Origin of the sequence: Pseudomonas sp. NFIX10, assembly GCF_900111955.1 — a bacterium.
GTDB lineage: Bacteria > Pseudomonadota > Gammaproteobacteria > Pseudomonadales > Pseudomonadaceae > Aquipseudomonas > Aquipseudomonas fluorescens_AA.
In genome coordinates, this window is sequence record NZ_FOKH01000006.1 from 50,285 (window position 1) to 71,254 (window position 20,970).

A 20,970-nucleotide genomic window follows, 5' to 3' on the forward strand; every position below is an offset into this window, starting at 1 on the left:
TCAATATTGTCCAGAAGCAAAGACCTGGAAATGATCCAAGCCTTGTTACGCATGGCGGTCGTGGCAACATGCACACTTTATACGCTGATAGCGTATGCGCTGGGCAGTATGTCCGAAACCAGAATGTGGGGCATTTTAACGTATTGCGTATTCTTCGCAATTTTAGGCATTGGATTGATTGTGCGCATTGCTAAGCGGCCGGGCGTGTCCACGCGTCGCAGGTTGTTCGCGCTCGTGTTCGACAACCTCGCTGGCATCATCTCTATTACGGTGGGAGGTGAACCGATGCTGCCAGTGTACTCGGTGATGCTGAGCATGACAGTCGGTTACGGGATGCGTTACGGTCGTACCTACCTGTTGCTGGCGACCGGTTTCGCGCTGGCTTCGCTGGCGCTGATCATCAGTTTTACACCCTTTTTGCAAGAGCATTTCGCGGTGGCGCTTCTGATGATACTGACGATGCTGGTATTGCCAATATTTGTGTATTTCCTACTCTCACGTCTGCAAGTCGCCCTGCAGGAAACACAGATTGCCAACGAGGAAAAATCGCGTTTTTTAGCCCAGGCTAGCCATGACTTACGACAACCTATCCACTCCATCAGTCTATTTACAGCTTGCCTGCGTGACGCAACGCTGGGTCCTGACGAACGCCGTTTGGTGGATAACATTGATCGCGCGTTAAGCGCGGTAGAGCAGTTGTTCCGCTCATTATTGGATATGTATACGCTCAATCAGGGGGGGTTAACACCGCGCCTGAAAACTGTAGAAGTGGACGCATTGCTGAACAGCCTGGCCAGCCATAACGACGAAGCGGCGAATTGGGCAGGAGTTGAAATACGCATACGTCCCTGCCATCGATACGTTCAAAGCGATCCAGCACTGATGCGTACACTGTTACAAAATCTGATATCCAATGCTTTCAAATACGCCCCTGGCAAACCCATGCTGATTGGGTGCAGGCAACACAAGGGAAAATTGAGCATTGGTGTCTACGATATGGGCCGCGGCATCTCGGCAGAGCATCTGCCGCAATTGGGCAAGGAGTTTTACCGGATCCGCGAAGAGCGTGATCAAGACATCGAAGGGGTCGGCTTGGGGTTGAGTATTGTTAATCGAATCGCAGGACTCTTGAAGCTTGAAGTTAAGATCAACTCACGCTTGGGACGAGGCACCGCGGTAATCATCAGTGGTTTTCAAGCCGTTGCTGCCCCTCCCACTACGCCTAAACTGGATATTGATTGGAATAAACACCTGCTCGGCGGGTTGCGCGTACTGCTGATCGAAGATAACGACAACGTGTTGCAAGCCACTGCCATGTTGCTGAGTAAATGGGGATGTGAGGTACAGACTGCGTCAGCCATCCCACAAACTCGCGTCGACTGCGACCTGGTAATAACCGACTTCGACCTTGATCGCAGCGCCACTGGCGCCGATTGCATTGCATACCTGAACGAACTCAACGGGCGCCGGATACCGGCTATCGTGATGACCGGCCATGAGATCCAGCATGTACAGAAATCGCTGAACGACCCACAAATTCCGGTGCTCGCCAAGCCGGTACGACCAGCCGAACTACGCTCACTCCTGTTGAGCTTCAAGGTGCGTTCGATGCAGCAATAATCAGGCATTCGCCCTGTCCTTCGCTCCGAAGGCGGCGGTGGCATCTGCGGCGTTCCTCTCATCAGTCCCCCGCCACCTACATGACGGCTGGGTTCCGGAAGTCACAAGGCTCTGCACCAAAGCCACCAGCAGCGACCCGACCGCCAGCGGCAGCGTTTGCCGGCGTAGCGCATGCATCAGCAGCAGCACCGAATCCAGGCATCTTTGGAATACTTGGCTCGCGCGCATGGTCTGCGATCCTCATCGGTATGGTAACCGCGAAGATCGCGCCATGCGCGCGCTTTTGCAAACCAAGGCCGCTGCAAACTGTTGATTGCTAAGAACTAAAGTCGAGATAACCTCAAGAGCAGAGTGTGCTTTCCTGCAGGCGAACATATAAAAGGGAGCGGGATCGGGGACACGCTGCCCCGATTGTCCAGGCTGATGGACAGCAGCTTGCCTGCCTTCAGCTCGCGCCTTACGTCGTGAAGATCACGAAGATGTGGCGCAAATTGGGGGCGTGGTTCTGGCTCGTCGGTGTAGGTGCCGAGCGGGCCGTCCGGGTGAGGTGACAACCTCCATCTTTGCTGCCAACGCCTTGTCGGCTGGCAGATTAAGAATATTGTGTGGACCGTGAAGCTCGAACAAGCCGCGTTCCGACAACACTTGTAATAACTCACTGCGGCCGTACGCAGCTTGCTCAATGACGTGATGTCCTGGAAGACAGGTGTCGGACATAACAATACTCCTACGGAGAAATGCTTCAAAACGATGGGGAAATCAGATCTCCGCAGCGTCACGTAGCCGAACACCCTCGAGGTTTGTAGCCCTTAGCGCATCTGCAAGCACCCGGTCGCAAATCGCATCTAGTCCAATTCGCGGTTGCCGAAAAACATGTGCGTCACCAACAATATCTTGTCTAAAAACGAGGCTGGCGCCACCGGCCACGCTGTAGAACTTGAGATCCTCTTCGCTTTGATGATCCCGCTCGTATTCAATTTTTACCTTTGAATCATCCTCATCGATCGCGTCAAGCGAACGTAATACCCCGCAAAGATAATATTGCGATCCTGTTGAACCATCGGCGAGCGTAAAGTTGCAGGGAGCAAAGGCAAATCCCTGTGAATCAACGGACTCAAATACATGTTTCAACGCGTCGGAGACGATCCATTTACCCGCCACCTTTTCAAAATCTCTTGGCATCCCGCCCAGTTCCGGTACATGGATCAGGTGGGGTTTTTCCGGGTATTGGCCAGGATTGCCGTTGGGAGGCTCGATCATTAAGGTTGCGGGAAGCCTAAGCTGCTTCTTGTTAGCAATCTCTAAGCCAGCCTGTTTGCCATTGCCCCAAAAGCTTGGCTCAAGGACAAAAAATTTCCCCTTCATGAGATATGCCTACAGTCGTGATGGGAATAGCAGTCTGCTCATTCATCTGGGCTTCCATTGTGGACGCGGTTGCACTAGACATTTCAGCTGATGCTTTCGGTCGATGCTATTCTAGCCAGCAACGGGCTCAGGTTCACTTAGCAGTAGCCGTGATGGGCTTGCGTAACCGATGAGGCGCCTAATGCAGGGCAATTGGTGAAGCTTTGTGCGCGACGGATGCAGATCGAGCTGGCTTTCCGCGACCTCAAGTCGCATCGCCACGGTCAAGCTGTGGAGGACAGCCTCACCCGGCAAGGCGCGCGCCCGCAGGTTCTACTGCTGGTGAGCACCTTGGCCAGCTTCGTCAGCGGTCTTTTGTCAAATGGAGATGGCTGCATGATAACGTAGGGAATCTTAGATCCTTACACAGTTTAGAAACGCTCACCCAGCACTTTGACGGCCGTCGAAATGACCAGCAACACTGCGCGGCCATCAGAGATCCTAGGTGGATGACGGAATTTCCCTTTTCAACCTAGGGTGTTTCTGCGCCCAGCAAAATAGTACAAGTGTACTATTTTTCAGGCTGAGGACGGGGCGTATAAAGGTTCATCAAATGACTGATCTAACAGCCTGAATCTACTTGCGAGTTTTAACATCGCAAGATGAAAGTGGAATTTTCCATTCAGGTTAACAACTTGAAAACCAAGAATAACTCGGCGCTACGACAAGCCTGTCGCGCGGTAGATATTGATTAACGGAGTCAGGGTATGAAGTTATTGGGTGTCGTCTTGTTGGGGCTCATGCTCTCCGGATGCTCTAACCAGCGTTATCAGACAGTTGAGGATGTACAGGCTTCATGGGTAGGATCCTCGGCAGATGATTTGGTCATGTCATGGGGGACGCCAAAAAACAGCTATAAAATGGAGGACGGTTCCACGATGCTTTCTTATGAGTACCTGAGGCTTGCAGGCGCCGGTGGATATAACCCAAGGTATGTCTGGTGCGTTCAAAGGTTCCTTGTCGAGGGTGGCGTCATCACGCGGTGGGGCTTGTCCAACGGCTGTCCGGTAAGACCTGAAAATGCCAAGTTTATTCCTAACACTCCCGTTCCCAAACCTACACTGTAATCGTGTTCGCCTGCGCTTACCCAATGCCCCGCTGAGAAAAGACAGGTCGCCATCGCTAATCTCGCCACCGAACCAGAGTGAATGGTCTGTCTGTTTTCAACGCGGGCAGTGCTTCGCGTCAGGACCTTGTTGGAGTTCCAATCGCCTGCCGTATCTCCCGCACATCACGGGCAGGCAGTGATCGCCACCGTCGCCCCGGTTAATCTCGTGGCCTGGTCCAGTTCAGCGTTTTTCCGGTCTTTCATGAGCAACCCTGTCGTTAGCTGGCGGTGATACGCGGTCCTGCTTCGGATAGGCTTAAAGATGAAGCATGGAAGACTCAGACAACAAGTCCCTGCTGTTCAAATTCGGCCTTTGCAGCTGCTTTGTGATAAGCCGGATGCCTTGCAGTTTCAGATTTATTTCCCCTGATGAGCTTTGCCAAACTGGATCTCGAGTGGAGCTGGGGGCGTGTTGCCCAGGCTTCCTTCCCGCTGCACACTCACCTGATAATGACCGGTCTCAAGTTCTCTATTAACCAGGTCGGCATCTAGACAGTTGCTTTCCCACGAGTTTAATGCATTAAATCAAACATTATTGTCGGCAAATCTTCAAAACAACAGCTTCAGGAAAAATTCGGTGATCCCACATCGGCGCGTGATAACTAGGTAATAGCAAATATTCAAAACTGGGCAAGCTCGCGGACATGGCTTATAAATACATCCGCCGATATGGGGCGGGAGATTCTGCAAGCACCATCATGGGTGGTCAAAATAAAGTAGGCGACGCTCAAAAAATTGCGAACGATGCTGGCACACTTTCCGGCAGTAATACCCCGGGTCAAAAAATTCAAAATCACCGAGATACGTATCGTATTTCAACGGTGATGTCTTGCGCGACTTCAGAACCTATTGATCAATGACCGATGCTTTTTCATGCACTGAAAAAAGCATCGGTTCCAGGTATCAGGAACTACTGGCTCCTATCAGAAGCGGTGGGTAGCCCCTACCCCAAACAAGTTAGCGTTGCTTTGATAAGTCGCACTGTAGCTCGCCAACGCATTGGAGCGACTGACATCAACGCTTTCTTCCTTGAGATAGGAAAAAGCCAGATCAATCGTTAATTGCGGCGTCACGTTATAACCGACACCGACGCTGAATATCTGCCGATCACCCGTCGGCGTGCGTGGCGAACGATTGGTGTTGCTGGTCGGCGATTGATCGAACGTCAAACCAGCGCGCACTACCCATTGCCGATTCAACTGGTACGCAGTGCCTATGGCATAAGCCCAGGTGTCATGCCAGTTCAGCCCTTCCTGAATGGAGCCAGTCAAAGCGGAAGCCAACACACCACCTTGCGCTGCAGAGATGGGTTGATTGCGCAGACTCAGGTCTTGCATGCTGCTCCAGCCCGTCCAGGTCGCGCTCGCGAAGAGCTTCCAGGCGTCTGTAACTTCCTGGGTAACCGAGAAATCGTAGGACTCAGGAGTGGTCACTTTCAGCGTGCAGTCATAGCGGTTACTGGCCAGTATCTGCGGGGGCGTTCCTGCACCGGTGGCTACCTGAGTGTGGCAGTCCACCTTGTAATCCACTTTTGAGTGGTAGGTCAGCCCGACCCGGGTGGTATCGGTGGCATTGAACAATACGCCCAGATTGAAACCTACCGCAGTGTCGTCACCTTTGACCTTGACGTTGGTGTCAGGAATGGCCGGATTCAGTGTGACGTCTGACTCAAGCGTGCCGGCAATGCGGTTGAAGGTAGGCCCGAAGCCAATCGACAATCTGTCGTTGAAGGCATAACTGATGGTGGGCTGCAGCGTGATGACCTTGATGTCACTTTTGCTGGCAAACATCCTCCCCTGAAAGCCGTTTTCGTAATCAGTCGAAAGGCCAAATGGCGCATAGACCCCAAAACCAAAGGACCAATGCTCATCAAGCTTTTGCGTATAGAAGCCGAATGGCACCGTGCTGAACGGCACCATATCGCCGTCATTGCTGCCAGTGGAACGACCGCTGAAGTTGCTGATGTCCGTAGAGGCGTCGATAAACGTAGCGCCCGCGGTAATCTGTGTGCCCTCCAAGCGCGCCATGCCTGCCGGATTCCCGTACACGGTACCAGCGTCATTGGCGGCAGATGCACGCCCCGCCTGTCCACTGCCCATGGAACTGATGCTTTGTTCGGTTCGGGCGAAGCCGCCAGCAAGAACTTGAGTCGATACGATTGCAACGGCGAGGCCAAGGGTTGTCTTGAGCATGATCATTTCTTTCTTCAGAATCCGTTATTGAAAAGCGCCGGAAAGACCATCAATAAAGCCTTCATGTCCAACATGAATCGGCGCGAGGCCGAGGCGAGTCCGTTCACGCAACAAATCCGATAAATCAAGCGCGCAGTTTTATAGCAAGTTATTGCACGCTGGTGACGATTTTTATCGTTTCGTTAGTCGCGTCCGGCAATCCACCATGGGCAGGAAAAATTTTTATAAGCCGCCCGCGTATTGCCCGTCGGACGCAAACCAACTCTCGATGACGGCCAGATTTCGCCCGTCTTTGCTGTTAGCGAGTGGCGCTCCACCGAGCACCGCAAGGCCGCGATAGCGGTGTATCAGACAGATCGCCATCACTGCCTCGCGGTGCTCGTGAACTACGGAAAAGCATTCCAAACTCAATAGTTTTAGTTTGTTGATGAGAGCGGCCCAGATATCGATGGCACCGCGCTGTCTCGCGGCAAACATGGGATCTGTAGGAGCTGCTGAAGGCTGTGATCGCGGTGGATCAGGAGAAATGCCTCGCAGCCTTCGGCAGCGCCTACAGCAAATGCTTTTCAACCCATTAGTTTGCATGTTATTTGATAGGGGCGAAGAGAGCTGATTGAACACAGTGATTCAGCCCTGAAACTGACTGGCAAGTAATCTTAGTTGCCCCCCCACTTATGCAATGTTCCAGTGTTTCCCATCTCCATGAAACCAAAGCCTATGGTTTCGCAAGCTGAGGAAGACCTGTTTACTCGCGGAAAAGCGTTTAGTTCTGTGCGATTCGGATGTGTGAACTCAGCCGGGTTTTCTATTGGCTTTTTAAACGAATAGCACTTACCTGACTGAGCGTGCTGTCCTTACTGAACGCGAAGGTCATAACCACGGAACTGGCATCAGGGTCGACTATAGCCCGCCCCCGGTTAGCCCGAACCACAAATCTATCGGGCAGATCCTCAACAATCGTCCATGTTCTTAGTGGCGTGAATGACTGGATTAGCGTAGCCCTTCGGGTATTCAGCGGAAAATATCGGGTGACCATATCGCTGACATCGATTTGCTCAAACCCGACAGGCTTTCTCGACGCGTAAATCTCGTCAAGCATGGTGTTCAGATCTGCAGACGCGCCCCATGGAAAGCCGGGATCTGTCAGGCATTGTTTCAACCACTGCTCATCGCCCTCTTCGGCCCAGAGTTCGACGTCCAGACTGGTCAGCGTTTGTTTACCAATCTGGTCATAGATACGTTGCGTGTCTGCATCCGGATTCCCGGACCTGGCATCCAGCCAGAACTGCCTTCAGCGCAGTCCTTGATACCGGGCTTGCACGTCGCAATCAGCTTCGGCTTACCGTCAATGATGTCTGCAACAGCACGAGTCTGATACAGCTCCCCGCTGGCCCAATCTTGGGAAAGACTGCAGACCCGATTGTTATTCTGATGAAGGCGGGTTCCGAAACACCCGTAGGCATAGGCATCCGCCTGTGGCACAAATTCACATGCAACGTTACTTCCGGCGAACCGGCCGCCGGTAAATCCTGCATCAAACGTGCGTTGATCAATGGCTCGCTGAACCAACTCAGGTTTCGCTGATGGCTGATCTGAAATCCGGCCCAGTTGCCGGGTACGCTCTTGAATAGCTTTCAGCACGATATTGCTCTGTGCCTGCAGGGTATATGGCTCACCTGTCCGCTCATTAACACTGTCACGCAGTTCGCCCAGCCCCTGATCTCTTGCCGCAATCCAGCGCCTCTGGCTCGCACTCAGCATGCTGCGAATCCCGTCATCATCGGTGCTCTTCAGGATCGCTATATATGCTTTACCCATTGCCGCGTCAGCAGTGAACAGGCGATGGTCGTAGCATATCAAATGCTCTGTTTCGGCTGATGCCTTACCACAATCCATGGAGCGCGCCAGAGTATGCTGCGATGAGAAAGCCAGCAAAAGAACTGCAACCGCGGGGTACTTCATTAAGGGGATCCTTGGTAATTCTTGAATACAATTCCCGAGCCTGACGTTTCCTTGGACACTGTTGAGCGGATTTACAGACAGCCCTCTTCCCTATAGCTGCCGTCAATGTAAGCCAACGTATCACCCGGCCCAGGCTGCCATCGGACCTGGGCAGTCACCCTGCATGGCATCCATCCCTCTCGTCGCACAGCACCGTAATAACCGGCACCCTCAAACCACGTGGGCTTGAAACCTTCCTTGTTGAGTTCGCGAATGAAATCACCCGCGGGCATACCCAGAGGAAAACGAGCGCGCAGCCGGCTTTCGAATTCCGCAGATGCGCCGTTCCATGAAGTGGGTAATCCATCGGTTAGAAAAGATGGCGAACGCACCGTATCCCACAGCAGGACAATGACAACTCCGATGACTATCCCTGAACCGTATAGAGCTGCATGTCGAAAAAACTTCTAACGTTCAGTGCAGGCACTAGTCCCATGGATAACCCCTTTATGGATTCTGATCGTGCTCGCCTGTCATGACTCGCGTTTAGTGGTCGACTTCGAAAGGTGTAGTCAATGACGGCAATTAATTCATTCATGCCAAGCTGTTTTAAATAGCACATATGTGCTATTTGTTCAGGTGCGCGCTCGTTATAGCCTTTAACAATGCCCCTCATGCGCATCGCTGATCTATTAGTTATCTATGGAAGGATGTTTTATGCACCATCGCTTGCTGACTACTCTGGCTATTGCTGTAAGTGCGATCACTGCTTTCCAGGCTCAGGCGAGTGATGATGACTCCTGCGCACCGATCTGGTCGGTCAACAAGAATCAATTCAGCGTTTGCAGTAATTTACCTTTTCTCAGCCCCAGTAATGACAGCACCGTCAACTTGCGCCTGTTATTGGCCGATTCCGGCAAGCTGCCGCTGACGCCTGCGCCCCTGAGCAAAGATGACATCGCGGAAGGTTATGGTGAGGTGCCTTTCGCCTACTATCGCCTTCAACCCGCTTCAGACGCTGTGGACGCGAAATCTCCCGACAGCGTAAAAGGCCAGCGCCTTGATGCATTGCTGACAAGCCTGGGAATAAAGCGCGAGCAGGCAGAGGTCGCCAGCTCGACACTGGTCGACGGTGAAGGTAGTCGCTGCCGAAGCAACAATGAACAGACAGCTGAAAACTTTATTCAGGCGCTGCTCAACACAGCGGATTTATCTCCTGCTGAACGCTCTGCACTGGGCGCGAGTCGGTTACGCATGCTTTCGGCTTGCAACTGGGAGCGAGACCAAGTTAAAAGTATGCTGCCCGGGGATCTGCAGTCCACTTCAGGCAAGTCTTTTGCCACCTATCTGGAGGCTGCGGGGAATTTTTACAGTGGTCGCTTCCTTGAAGCCACCTATGGCTTTACGTCACTTGCAGATAATCCCAATCCCTGGCTGAAAGACACATCGCTGTACATGATCGGCCGTAGTGAATTGAACCTGGCTCAGGAGAAGGCCTTTGAGTACGGCGAGTTGAAGCCTGACCGGGTCGATAAAGCGGCTGCCCAACGCGCCGAGGAGGCCTTCGACAAGTACCTTGAAATCCTCCCGTCGGGCGCGTATTCCGCCACCGCCACCGGGCTGCTGCGCCGTGTCCACTGGCTGTTACAGGACACCAACAAGCTCGCTGCCGAGTACGAGGCGCTTTTTGCCGACATCGACAAAGTCACTCAAACAGACAGCGCCACCTACAATGCGCTGATCCGCGAACTGGATCTGAAGCTGATCACCCCCAATAAAACGCCTGTCAGTTCGCCATTGATTACGGCGGTCAATGACCTGATGTGGATGCGGGTGGGGATATCGAATACGCTGACTGAACCGGCGCTGCTTCAGCAGAAGGATATTTTTGCTCAACAGCCCGCACTGTTCAGCTACCTGCAAGCAGCGGTCGCCTTCTATACCGAAAAAAATCCGAATCGCGCGCTGCAATTGTTGCCGTCCGAGGTGCCCGACAGGCTTGACTATGTCGCGTTCAGCCAGCAAATGTTGCGGGGACTGGCGCTTGAAGCTATCAAGGATGACAAGACGGCACAGCAACTCTGGCTGAACTTGTTGAGCAAGGCCCAATTGCCTTTGCAGCAAGAGCAACTGCAACTCGTGTTGGCGATGAACTATGAGCGCAACGGTCAGGTAGCAGATGCATTCCTCGCAGACTCACCGATCAAGAACGAGAAAGTGCGGTATATCCTGCTCGACAAATCGGCCAACGCAGACCTGCTGCGTCAACAGGTTACCCAGGGGATCAGCAAAACTGAACGCGATACCGCCCTCTTCCTATTGCTCTATAAACAATTGGTTCACGGTCAGTTTGCAGCGTTTGCCAAGGACCTGAAACAACTGCCTGATCAGGTGCCTGACACCAAACTCAGTTACAGCCTCGGTTATCAATATGATCAGGGGCATTCACTGGCACTGTTCAAGTGGAACGGTGAAAAGGCGGAGTCCGGTTACCGTTGCCCAAGCATTGCCGAAACTACGGCGGCACTGGACAAAAACCCGGGTGACTCCCAAGGTTTGATTTGCATGGGCGAGTTCATGTTGCGTAACCATCTAGACGACTCGCCACTGAATGAAAAGCTGACTGATGGCGTGCTGGGCAGCGGACCGTCGGGTTTCCCGGGCGAGCCGTTCTCGCGACATACCGCTTACGTCACGGTCATCAACGATCCAGAGGCCACCCACACAGACGTCGCTTATGCGCTTTACCGCGGCATCAATTGTTATGGGCCAAACGGTATCAATAGCTGTGGCGGAGAGGATGTAGAACCCAAAGTCCGTAAATTCTGGTTCCAGGACCTCAAGAAGGAATTTGCTGATACTCATTGGGCGAAATCCCAACAGTATTACTGGTAAATGCGAACGCTATTATGGCTGCCACTGGTCAGCCTGCTGCATGTTGCTACGGCATCTGCCGCAGTTAAGGCCGACGACTATGATGCGTTCTGGCTATGGGGGGGCGTGTCATCGCAAGACGTGCTCGCCAAGGCCAAAACGCTGTATGTGCTGCAAGGACAAATCAGCAGTTCACGCAGTGAGCACCATCAACGCTCGAATTTTGTCGCTCAGGGCATGGCAGTCTCCAGGCTGCCTCAGGACGAACTCTGGATTGTTTATCGTGCACATACCTTGCACTGGCCGGAATCTGTCTACACGCAGTTGCTCGGGCAACTCAATCGATGGCAGCAGGCCGGTAATAACGTTGTCGGCATCCAGATCGATTTTGACGCTCGTACGCGCTACCTCAACGAATATGTGGATTTCTTGCGCGATCTACGCCAGCGCCTTCCCGACAACTATCGGCTGAGCATAACGGGCCTGATGGACTGGAGCAGTAACGCCGACGCTTCAGTCATCGGCGAGCTCAAAGGCGTGATCGATGAGGTAGTGGTTCAAACCTATCAGGGCAGACACAGCATTCCGGATTATAAAGCCTATCTGCCGCGCTTGAGTCGCCTGGGATTGCCTTTCAAAGTGGGACTGATTCAAGGAGGTGAATGGAACGCACCGGTTTATCTGGAGCGCAGCCAGGGCTTTTTGGGGTATGTGGTGTTTCTGCAAAACCCTCAGTAAGCGTATTCACTTCGTCAGACTCAGGAGCGCCGCTTCGCATACAAAGCAATATCCACCCATATCCCTGAAGCCCCTCGCACTGAATTGTCGCGAGTGTCTCAAACACGCCGGGCTAAGTGGCAAATACGAACGCTTTACAGCGGCTGTCCAAAACTACATAGACACCTCTGGTCCGCTGCACGCAAAAACAGGATTGCATCTGGACAGCCTGGCTCATTACTACGATGCGGCCAGCTGTGACGCGTTTATTCGCGGCGACAGGCAAATGCTCAGCCACGCGCTCCAGCAGGCCATCTTGGAAGCAAAGGAACCAACCCATTGACGATACTGGCTGTTGCAAGCAGTGCCTTGACGCGCTGGAGAAATCATTGGAATTTTATCGCTTCCTCATAAATTGCTAATAACCAACCTCTGCTATTGCGGCCGATAGCTGTGGCTTCACAGCCGACATTAGAAGCCGCCGACAGTGCAGCATTTAAGGATAACTACGGAGTATGACTACTGCATCCGCCTGGAGAACAACACCTCGTAAAGCCTTGGCAGGCTTCATGGTGCCACTTGTACTTCTCGTCCTGCCCATTTGCGCGCATGCTAGCGGACAACTGCCACCCAATATGATCGAAGACCGCACGTTGCCCAGCGCCTCCGCCTGCCGTGCTTTCCTTGAGGCAACCTGGCGAACCGATCAGCAAAAGGCCGATCCGCAGCCGTTGCCCGGTGATAACGGATCGAGGCAGACGTTGATCTACTCCGACGGTGTGGTCGCCATTGATGACAAACACCTGACTTACGACGTCGAGGAAGGTTGGCAATTCCGGCAGCTTCTGCGCGATATAAATCACATACGGACTTCCTACAGTTACGAAAGGCGAAGTTACAGGTGCGATGACGCTCACCTGACGGGCACGAGTATCAGTGGCTACGCACTGGAAGGCTATGAAGCACTACCTGACAACTGAACTGAACGATGACGAACTTACTTTATCTGGCGAGCGCACTTCAGGGGCTATTCCATTGACGATAGGGACTGTAGCAAACCGCTCCTCGACGAGCTGGAAAAATCGGATGCTGCACGTGGCGTTGATCACGACTGTCGCAACCTTTGCCTGGCAGCCTCCAGGCGTGTTCGCGGGTGTCGCAGCACCCGCGAACCTCTACGCCACTCAGAATGCCGACAACACCGAAGGCTCGCTCAATTTCGATGAACGAAAGCTGATCCAGGAAGGCTTGATCTGGGGCGGGCTTTACAATGGCTGGATTGATGGCCAGTTTGGCAAAGGCACTCGGGACGCCATTGCCACTGTTCAGCAGCAATACAAGATTCTATGTTTCTCTGCTGGCTCAACTCCCTGTGGGAGCGAATTTATTCGCGAAGGGGCCGATACATCCGCAGCCTTTGTATCGACTGAAATACCGCCTTCCCGAATGAATACGGTCCTACCGGATTGGGTTGCTTCACAGCGAGATATCAACCGAGCGCTCGTCAAAAACCAGCGGCAGCCCCAGCTCAAGCAAATGCCGGATGCCAGGCCCCAGCAAGTCTTGCGGGCTATCCAGCGGCGTGGCCGGGTATTGCTGGAAGCGTCGTCTGTTGGCACTGACCTGCTCCAGAATATGTCGGTCCTGGCGCAGGATGACCTTGAACGCCTGCCGCAATACGGCACGTTTCAGCACGGCGGGAATTTTGCCCCGCGCAGTCGCGATTCGCGTAAAGACCCGTAACTGACCATCTGCACACGGAGTCATCCAGGCGCTGACCAGCAGATTGAGGTGATCGTTGCCATCGCGGTACTCGATTTCCGAGAGCCCTGGCAGGCGAAAACGCCCCATGCTCTTGCCCCGCTCCCTCTCGAACAATCGCGAGATAAGCCCTGACTGTTTGCCCTCCTCGCTGTAAATCGCTTCGATACCGTCATCGAGCGGACGAACCCGGGTCGTGATGCGCTGGCGCTGCTTATCGTGACGAATCCAGCCCGCGTGAACAAAATGGGTGTGAAAACCGTCCAGGAAATTCTCCGCGGCGTCCTGCAATGAACACTGCACTTGATCCGTCATCCAGAACGTATCGAGTTTCTGCGCCTGCTCGGCCGGTGCGACAGGCGCCTCAACTGGACGCTGGTCACTCAGGCAGACCCACAACAGGCCGTGGGCTTCGCAGCAGGCCAAGCTGTTCAGCAATACTTTGCTGGAGGGAGACTGATCAGTGCCGGGTACTCGGGTGCAACGGCCGTCTGCGGCAAACCGCCAACCGTGATAAGGGCACTCGATGTGACCATCACGGACCTTGCCCTGACTCAATGGCGCAAAGCGATGGGGACAGCGGTCCGGCAATGCGGCGGCGCGTCCATCGTCGGCGCGGAACAGCACCAGTGGCATGTCGAGAGCCTGACAGGCCATCGGGGCTTTCTTCAGTTCGTGGCTCAGCGCTACCGGCCACCATTGAGCAAGGAGGTTCACAGTTTGAGTGTTCTTATGAGGGGCACAGCTATTCCATGCAGCAGAACGTTGAGCAATCGCCATATCCAGCGACGCCGCCAAGGCAAATGGGCTACCTTGATCAGGCTGTACTCGACCTGCGGTTGGCCCCCGCGTAAACGTTTGAAGCCTGCGGCACCGGAGCTGAAATTCAGTACGGTACGGCGCTCGGCGGCTTCCAGCAGGCAAAGACAGGTCAATTGCCGGTACAAGCCGGTTTTCTGTGGCAATCCAGTGTCGTATCCCAAAATCGGGGTGCTGATAGTAGCGTCATTGGCAAACCAGCCCAACGCGCCATCGATACGACCATCCGGGTTGCGCAGAACGCGTATCTCCAGCCAGCCTTCACGTTGACCACGCTGCATCCAGCAGGCGCTGTAATGCGGGTTGAGCCTGCAATACTTGTCCAGATACAGCAGGTTATACAGCTGCTCTACCCGCACAAAATCACTGTCACTCAGGGCGGAGCCAGGCACTACTTCGTAAGAACTGCGGCGCAACAGTGTGCGGTCGAGCCGGGTGTTGTGATGCCGGAAGAACGGCGCATCGGCGCCGCTCCGGCCGTCGAATACATACACTTGTCGACTAGGGATACTCAGGAAGCCCAGCCCTCGCAAACGCTGTCTCAGTTCACGGTTGCTGAACTCATTGATCGAGCGAAAGCACAGCGCGTGATCAGGAAATGTTCGCTGCAAAAAAGCACTGATCTGCGGCAGCTCGTTCAGATCCCAGTCAGCGGGATACAGATTGGTCGACAGCAGCCAGTTGTTGACCTGAACCAGCTTGTCGACTTTGGCTGCGCTCAACAAGGCATCGACGCCTTGGGTCAGGGCGCTGAGTGGTCGGGTCAGCCACGAGTGGCCAATGCGGTTGAGTTCTTCTCGAGCGTAACCGCTGTAGGCGGTACGGGGCGACACCACATAGCAGTTGTCTTCAGGGTCGTGTCCGTCATTGATGCTCACCGCAAGCTGCTGCGTACCGGTGTCCAGCAGCGCCATCCGTGTGCTGACATTGGCGATCAGACCTGCCTCGCTCCAGCCGCGGACGTATTGCCGGGCTGCACTGTCGTTGGGGGTAACCGACTCCTGAAGGAGTTGCTCCTGAAACAACAGCTTCATTGGGGCTGCTCCCCTAATGCCTGCCCGTTCCATTCGATGTCGGCTGTGGATGCGGCCAGCAATCCGCAGCGGCGGGAGGCCGCACGGTAGATGATCTCCCCAAGGCTCAGCCATTGGGCAGCCAGCGGCAGGACATCACCTTGCTGAACGATCACGTCGCGGGCCAGCCGGTAATCGCGCCAGAACGCCGCACTCAACGCACGTGAGGGCGCAGCCAGCAAAAGCATCGCCAGTGCGATCATTCGCGGTTCCTGGGTAGGCTCAATCACGCCGCTGGATGCTTCACCAAGGCTGTTCACCAGCGCCTGACGCTGATTGTCGAACAGGTGTACGCCACTGGTGGCCCGCGGGTTGCACTCCAGCACATGGAAACGGCCTGCTTGATCTTCGATAAAGTCAAAGCCGACCTGCCCGGTATAGCCGGTTTCACGGCCGAACTGCTCCAGGAATCGACGCACAGGTTCGGGCGTCGCAGGCGCAAAATAGATCCCCGAACCCCGGCCTACTCGGTAGCGCGGTTGGTAAACGCTATGAGCGCGCAACTGGCCATCGATCAATACGCTGAAGCTGCAAAACTCCAGCCCCTGGATAAACCGCTGCGCAACCCAGGGCGCCTCATCACTAGGCTGAACCTTGCTCAACTGCCTCGCGTCGGGCTGAATCAGGGTTTGCGAGGCGAAACGCGAGTAAGCCGGTTTGAGCACCCACTGGGTAGTCTCCGTGCTGAGCGCCAGGACGGCCTGGTGATCCGTCAACAGCCGGGTTTCGGGTGTCGATAACGTCCAGCCCTGAATCGTGGCCGCGAATTGCTCCTTGTGATGCAGTCGGTGCAGCAGCGCAAAGTCATTGGTCAGCACCCGGCACAATGGCCTGAGGCGCTCCAGACCATAAGCCAGATAGAACACTTCTTCGCAGGTTGGCAGCAATAGGTCAATGCGTTGTGCCTTGATCACGCTGGCCAGTGCTTCTATCCAGACTGTGGGAGAGAGTCTGGGCTCAGGTAAACGAACGAAGTCGTGCACTGAACGACTGAAACGGCTTAGCGGTTGCCCCAGCGAGTCACCCACGCTTACGGTCCAGCCAGCCTCGTTGAAGGCCCTCGCCCACTCCAGACATGCCGGTGCACGAGCCCCCAGAATCAGTACGCGCATGGCAGCCCCTCAGGCAATTGCAGTAGTTTCAAACGTCGGCGTTTGACGTGCGGGGGCGGCGCTTGCCAGTGACCGAAGCTGAACTCCGGTGAACGTACGCCCTGTCCGGCACATAACTGGTGAAGGTTTTCGCTGATAGCCTGGCACAGCGCGTCATTATCGCGGCTGGCCTGCACGTTGATCCGCCAGTTCAGATTCGTCTGATGGATTTCATATTCCTGCAGCGTAGCGCCATGCATCAACAAGGTCCGGCGCACGACATCCGGATACAGCGGGCGCAACTGACGCCCCGCCAAATCAGGCAGCCAGAGGATGTCATCGGCACGCCCCTCGATAGCGGCAATCGCCCGTTCGACCCGCCCGCAAGCGCAATCGGCCTCGCTGACGCGCAACACGTCGTTGAGGCGATACCGCACGATCATCTGCGTGCGTCTGGAGAAGTCGGTAATGATCGGCTGGAAACGGGTGTGTTCGGCGTCGAGCCACTCCGGCTCAATGTGCAGATGGCTTTCATTGAGGTGCAAAGTCCCCTGCTCGCAGGTGTAGCCGAGAAAGCCTTCGCTGGCCTGATAAATCTGCTGCGGCATCACCCCGAAGGCTTTGAGCACGGCATCTGTATCCATGCTTTCAAGCACCTCTGCCACCGACAGAATATGCGTCGGTCGTATCGACAAACGCCCATTCAATGAGGCTTCAGCCAGACCCCGCAACACGGTAGCCGGGCCCACCAGCACATCGGGATTCTGCGCCTGCAGACGTTTCAGTGATGCATCGAGCCCAAGCGTCAGGTCGTGAAAGGCGAAGTCGATACGGCGACTGCTCAGTGTGGTGTACAAGCGGCTGTTGGCACGCAGAAAAAAAGCGATCCGCAGTGGCGCTTGCCAGAAGCACAGCAGACGAGGAAGGAAACGGCCCGGCAAGGTACGCCCCAGAAGAATCCCTGCCCAACGCTGGCGCTCAAGGGAGCTGACCAGAAACACCCCCTGACTACCGGAAGTGCCACTTGAAAGCCCCACGGTTATATCGTCCAGCGTGGGGCTGAAATCGCGGGATTCCTCTGCCCCGCGCGCGACTGGCAAAACCTGATCCAGACTAAGACCGCGAGTGTTGAACGCAGCAAAGTCGTTCATCATTGTCGCTTTGTCCATCAGCGGAAAGTCCGCCAAGCGGGTGAATCGATGGTCTTTGAAGCGCTTGGCTGTCGGCACCACGTCTTGCAAAAAACGCTTTAACTGGTGAGCCTGCCACGCCTCCAGTTGCTTTCGGCGATTGAACCGCAAGCGATAGCGACTGTTGAGAAAACTCAATGCGCTGCGCAGCTTGCCGATCAAGCGTTCATTGCTCATTGCTGAACGCCTCCCAGGCGTGGGTGCAGTGCGAAGGCAGCACCGCCACAGCGGATTCTCGCCGGATCAGCTTGCCAAGGCTGGCATAGGTCTGTCGGTATTGTCCGGCGTCGTGACCGGCAAACCACAGCGCGGGTGCGGCCGGTAGTCGCTCTGCGCGGCAAGCCGGCACGGACCAGCAGGCATCGGCCACCAGAAACACCGGACGCCCCTGCGCATCAGGGATAAACAGACCCAGTTGGCCATGGCTGTGTCCCGGTAGCGGCACACCAATCAGGCTCCCATCACCCAGCAGGTCGAGGCCATGGGCGAAGGGGGCCATCCATTCCGGCAATGTTGCTCGCCTGCAATGATCGGCGAGGCTCAGCCGACTGGCGAAATCGTCCGGCAACAAGCCAGGCAAATGACCGCCAAGGGTGGCCCGCCAACGCGAGCCGCGCAGGCTCTCAATGTGCTGCCGGTCAGCATCAAGGGCAATGAATGAAGCCTGATTGAAGTCTCGCAACCCGGCGACATGGTCGCCGTGAAAATGCGAAATGATCACTGTGCGGATATCCTCCGGCTGAATGCCGAAGCCCTTCAGTTGAGCGAGCAGTTGCTCCTGCACCGGCAATTGCACAGGCGCCGCTGTGCGATACAAACGCTCTGGCAGGGCCTGGGTGGCCTTGAAGAAATGTTCAGCGTAGCCCGTGTCGTACAGGATCCAGCCGACGTCGGGATGACGAATCAGCCCGCACAGTGACGGGAAACGCGTCGGAGCCCAACGGGCGCTGCGATCTGCCATGCATGCCAGGTGTCGGCACCAACCGGCATGCAAAACGTTGAGGCTGACCGTCCGGCTCATTGTTTAAAGTCCTGCTGCGCAAGCCACCACCGAGCGTGTTGGCGGATACCCTCCTCCTGAGTGATCACCGTGCCGTAACCCAGCTCGTTGCGTATCGCGTCCAGATTCAGGGTCTGGCTGAATGCAAGCACTCCGGCGCCATAGCGAGTCAGTAAAGGTTCGCCACTGTGACGCAGTCGGGCGCTGGTTTCGAATGCCAGCGCCACGGCATCCACCAGCCGCCATGGCAGGCGTCGGGTGCGCAAGGTCAGCTGAAATTGTTCGGCAATGCGTTGCAGCAGATCTTCAAAAGCCAGCGGCGTACCGTTGCTCACATTGTAGGTGCAGACCGGGCGCGGCAACGGTCGATTGAGGCTCAGCTCCACGGCGTGTACCAGATTGTCGATGCAGGTCAGGTCCAGTTGAGCCCTGCCGCCGCGCATCAGCGGTATGTGCCCGCGCTGCATGACACGCAACAGGCGCGGTAATAACGTGCCGTCCCACGGGCCGAATACCGCACGCGGGCGCAAAATCACCGCCTCGGCAAGACCCGCTTCCTGCACCCTCGTTTCGGCCTGCGCTTTGGTGCGCGCGTACTCGTTGACGGGCGCAGGCAAAGGTTCGTTTTCATGGATGTCGAGCCGGTCACGGAAGGCAAAGTACAGGCTGGGCGTCGATAGGTGCACAAGGCGTTTCACCTGATTGACGCGGCAGGCGTTCAGCACCTCTTCGGTGGCCATGAGATTGGCATGGACAAACGCTTCTGTCGTTCCCCACGGCGAGGACAAGGCTGCGCAATGGACGACTGCCGTACAGCCACGTGTCGCCTCAACCAGCGAGTTCGCCCCCGCTGAAGAACCGTGCTCCAGCGCAAGCCACCGAATCGCGCCAGGGCTGTGCCGAATGATATCGGCCGCTGCCGCCGCGTTGCGTCCGCTGAACAGCACCTCAAAGCCTTGGGAGGCAAGTCGCCAGACGATATGTCGACCAATGAAACCGGTGCCACCGGTCACCAGAATTTTCATCAATACTCCAGGATCATGCCGCCGATCGATAACCCCGCACCGGTACCGATCAACATCAGTAGCTGCCCGCGCTGAATACGCTGATCACGAATCGCAATGTCCAGCGCTGTCGGCAGCGAGGCGGCCACTTGGTTGCCGTGGTGAGCAAACACGTCGATGACTTTTTCCGGGGCAAAACCCAATCGTCTTGCGGCATGCTGCATCGCTTGCTGGCTGGCTTGATGAGGGATGACCCAATCAATTTGCTCCTGAGTCAGACCTGCTTGCTCCAGCAGATCATTCATCAACTTGGGCAGGTGCTTCGCTGCAAGACGGAATACGCCCTTGCCCTGCATGGAAAAACTGGTTAAAGGTTCGAACGGGATATCGATACGCCGGGGGTGAAAGCGCGATCCACCGGCCGGGATCTGGCATAAATGCGCACCTTCGGAAAACGTCTTGAGGTTCGAGGCGATAATTTTTGCCCCGCCTTCGCTAGCGCCAAAAACAACGGCCGCTGCACCATCGCCAAAAATACCGCTGACCTCCACATGCTGCCAGTCCAGCCCGCAGGACGCGATGTCGGAACAAATCAGCAGAACGCGACGGTAGCGGCCGGCAACGAGGGGCCATGACAACGTGTCAACGGCGGCGATAAACCCCAGGCAACTGGCGTTGATGTCCATGGCGGGAATGCCTGAGTGCCCCATGCCCAATTCTCGTTGCAACAACGCGGCATTGCACGGCATGCCTTGATCCATAGTGCCGCTGGCGCAGGCGATCAAGTCGATCTGGTCCAGCTCGATGCCGGCAGCTGCCAGGGCACTTCGCGCGGCAATCGCGCCCAGGCTCGCAGCTGTTTCCGCGCTGGACGCAACATGCCTCTGAACAACCCCGCTGATCTGCTCGACGCTGCCCGCCGCCAGACCCAATTCACGATCGAGGGCGATACTGGTGACTATTTTGTCCGGCAGTGCATGGCCTGAACCGAGAATGATCACAGGCCTTGGGGGCAAAGCCAACGGTGAAGTGTGCATTCAAATTCCGTTTAGAGAAAATCATTGTATTGACGTATTGACACTTATACGGACTGGTTACCACACGCCGGTATAGTACAGGTGTACTATTTTTTACCCGCTCGAAACACTTTAAGTTATTGAAAATAAATGCAGACTT

Annotated in this window: 18 protein-coding genes and 2 pseudogenes; 8 read left to right on the top strand and 12 right to left on the bottom strand. The window is 55.3% G+C overall.

Annotated features, from left to right (window positions below):
• Positions 1–30 precede the first annotated feature (30 nt).
• Positions 31–1,620: an ATP-binding response regulator gene (locus BM321_RS07400; RefSeq protein WP_175534909.1), complete on the top strand. Its 1,590-nt coding sequence runs from the start codon at positions 31–33 to the stop codon at positions 1,618–1,620.
• On the opposite strand, the gene BM321_RS07405 is transcribed toward BM321_RS07400, so the two are convergent.
• Together BM321_RS07405 and BM321_RS07415 are read right to left on the bottom strand one after the other, a co-directional pair.
• A complete protein-coding gene (locus tag BM321_RS07405) occupies positions 1,621–1,848 on the bottom strand; it encodes a hypothetical protein (RefSeq protein ID WP_092442053.1) in 228 nt (75 codons plus the stop codon).
• A gap of 531 nt (positions 1,849–2,379) precedes the next feature.
• Entirely contained in the window at positions 2,380–2,985 is a 606-nt protein-coding gene (locus BM321_RS07415; protein ID WP_256573388.1) for an imm11 family protein, read from the bottom strand.
• A gap of 174 nt (positions 2,986–3,159) precedes the next feature.
• Here BM321_RS07415 and BM321_RS07420 point away from each other — a divergent pair.
• The 3 genes and pseudogenes from BM321_RS07420 to BM321_RS29590 all read left to right on the top strand — a co-directional run.
• A pseudogene (locus BM321_RS07420) lies at positions 3,160–3,369 on the top strand (IS4 family transposase); the annotation flags it as partial.
• Positions 3,370–3,731: 362 nt separating this feature from the next.
• On the top strand, positions 3,732–4,091 hold the full coding sequence (locus BM321_RS07425) for a hypothetical protein (protein WP_092442056.1): 360 nt from the start codon (positions 3,732–3,734) through the stop codon (positions 4,089–4,091).
• Between the two features lie 685 nt (positions 4,092–4,776).
• Positions 4,777–4,992 carry a hypothetical protein gene (locus BM321_RS29590; protein ID WP_139230470.1) on the top strand — a complete coding sequence of 72 codons (216 nt, stop codon included), beginning with the start codon at positions 4,777–4,779 and terminating at the stop codon, positions 4,990–4,992.
• A 63-nt stretch (positions 4,993–5,055) separates the two neighbouring features.
• Here the strand turns inward: BM321_RS29590 and BM321_RS07430 are convergent, their stop codons facing one another.
• The 3 genes from BM321_RS07430 to BM321_RS07445 form a co-directional block, all read right to left on the bottom strand.
• Entirely contained in the window at positions 5,056–6,324 is a 1,269-nt protein-coding gene (locus BM321_RS07430) for an OmpP1/FadL family transporter (protein ID WP_092442169.1), read from the bottom strand.
• 805 nt (positions 6,325–7,129) lie between these two features.
• Positions 7,130–7,423 carry a DUF6393 family protein gene (locus BM321_RS31215; RefSeq protein WP_092442170.1) on the bottom strand — a complete coding sequence of 98 codons (294 nt, stop codon included), beginning with the start codon at positions 7,421–7,423 and terminating at the stop codon, positions 7,130–7,132.
• A 107-nt stretch (positions 7,424–7,530) separates the two neighbouring features.
• Positions 7,531–8,286 (bottom strand): lysozyme inhibitor LprI family protein, encoded by a 756-nt coding sequence (locus BM321_RS07445; protein ID WP_256573389.1) that lies wholly within the window; start codon positions 8,284–8,286, stop codon positions 7,531–7,533.
• 696 nt (positions 8,287–8,982) lie between these two features.
• On the opposite strand from BM321_RS07445, the gene BM321_RS07450 reads away from it, so the two are divergent.
• From BM321_RS07450 to BM321_RS31220, 4 genes and pseudogenes are all read left to right on the top strand, one after another.
• Positions 8,983–11,160: a PA5441 family protein gene (locus tag BM321_RS07450; RefSeq protein WP_092442058.1), complete on the top strand. Its 2,178-nt coding sequence runs from the start codon at positions 8,983–8,985 to the stop codon at positions 11,158–11,160.
• A complete protein-coding gene (locus BM321_RS07455; RefSeq protein ID WP_092442059.1) occupies positions 11,161–11,877 on the top strand; it encodes a DUF3142 domain-containing protein in 717 nt (238 codons plus the stop codon).
• 494 nt (positions 11,878–12,371) lie between these two features.
• Complete coding sequence (locus BM321_RS07460) at positions 12,372–12,836, top strand: hypothetical protein (RefSeq protein WP_139230471.1); 465 nt, start codon at positions 12,372–12,374, stop codon at positions 12,834–12,836.
• A 106-nt stretch (positions 12,837–12,942) separates the two neighbouring features.
• Positions 12,943–13,143 (top strand): annotated as a pseudogene (locus tag BM321_RS31220) (hypothetical protein); the annotation flags it as partial.
• 189 nt (positions 13,144–13,332) lie between these two features.
• Here BM321_RS31220 and BM321_RS07465 read toward each other — a convergent pair.
• Genes BM321_RS07465 through BM321_RS07495 form a run of 7 tightly spaced genes read right to left on the bottom strand, consistent with a single transcriptional unit; the run spans position 13,333 to position 20,831 of the window.
• Positions 13,333–14,415 carry an aromatic ring-hydroxylating oxygenase subunit alpha gene (locus BM321_RS07465; RefSeq protein ID WP_175534906.1) on the bottom strand — a complete coding sequence of 361 codons (1,083 nt, stop codon included), beginning with the start codon at positions 14,413–14,415 and terminating at the stop codon, positions 13,333–13,335.
• Positions 14,331–15,470 carry a hypothetical protein gene (locus tag BM321_RS07470; RefSeq protein WP_092442062.1) on the bottom strand — a complete coding sequence of 380 codons (1,140 nt, stop codon included), beginning with the start codon at positions 15,468–15,470 and terminating at the stop codon, positions 14,331–14,333. Before BM321_RS07470 ends, BM321_RS07465 begins: the two co-directional genes overlap by 85 nt.
• Positions 15,467–16,621, bottom strand: coding sequence for an ATP-grasp domain-containing protein (locus BM321_RS07475; RefSeq protein WP_092442063.1), 1,155 nt, complete (start codon positions 16,619–16,621; stop codon positions 15,467–15,469). The genes BM321_RS07470 and BM321_RS07475 overlap by 4 nt, the downstream gene beginning before the upstream one ends.
• Positions 16,609–17,952, bottom strand: a complete 1,344-nt coding sequence (locus BM321_RS07480; RefSeq protein WP_256573390.1) for a F390 synthetase-related protein — start codon at positions 17,950–17,952, stop codon at positions 16,609–16,611. Before BM321_RS07480 ends, BM321_RS07475 begins: the two co-directional genes overlap by 13 nt.
• Before the next feature lie 4 nt (positions 17,953–17,956).
• Entirely contained in the window at positions 17,957–18,811 is an 855-nt protein-coding gene (locus BM321_RS07485; protein WP_092442065.1) for an MBL fold metallo-hydrolase, read from the bottom strand.
• The gene (locus tag BM321_RS07490; RefSeq protein WP_092442066.1) at positions 18,808–19,815 is read right to left on the bottom strand and encodes an NAD-dependent epimerase/dehydratase family protein; all 1,008 of its coding nucleotides are present in this window, start codon (positions 19,813–19,815) and stop codon (positions 18,808–18,810) included. Before BM321_RS07490 ends, BM321_RS07485 begins: the two co-directional genes overlap by 4 nt.
• A complete protein-coding gene (locus tag BM321_RS07495; protein WP_092442067.1) occupies positions 19,815–20,831 on the bottom strand; it encodes a beta-ketoacyl-ACP synthase 3 in 1,017 nt (338 codons plus the stop codon). Before BM321_RS07495 ends, BM321_RS07490 begins: the two co-directional genes overlap by 1 nt.
• Positions 20,832–20,970: the final 139 nt, after the last annotated feature.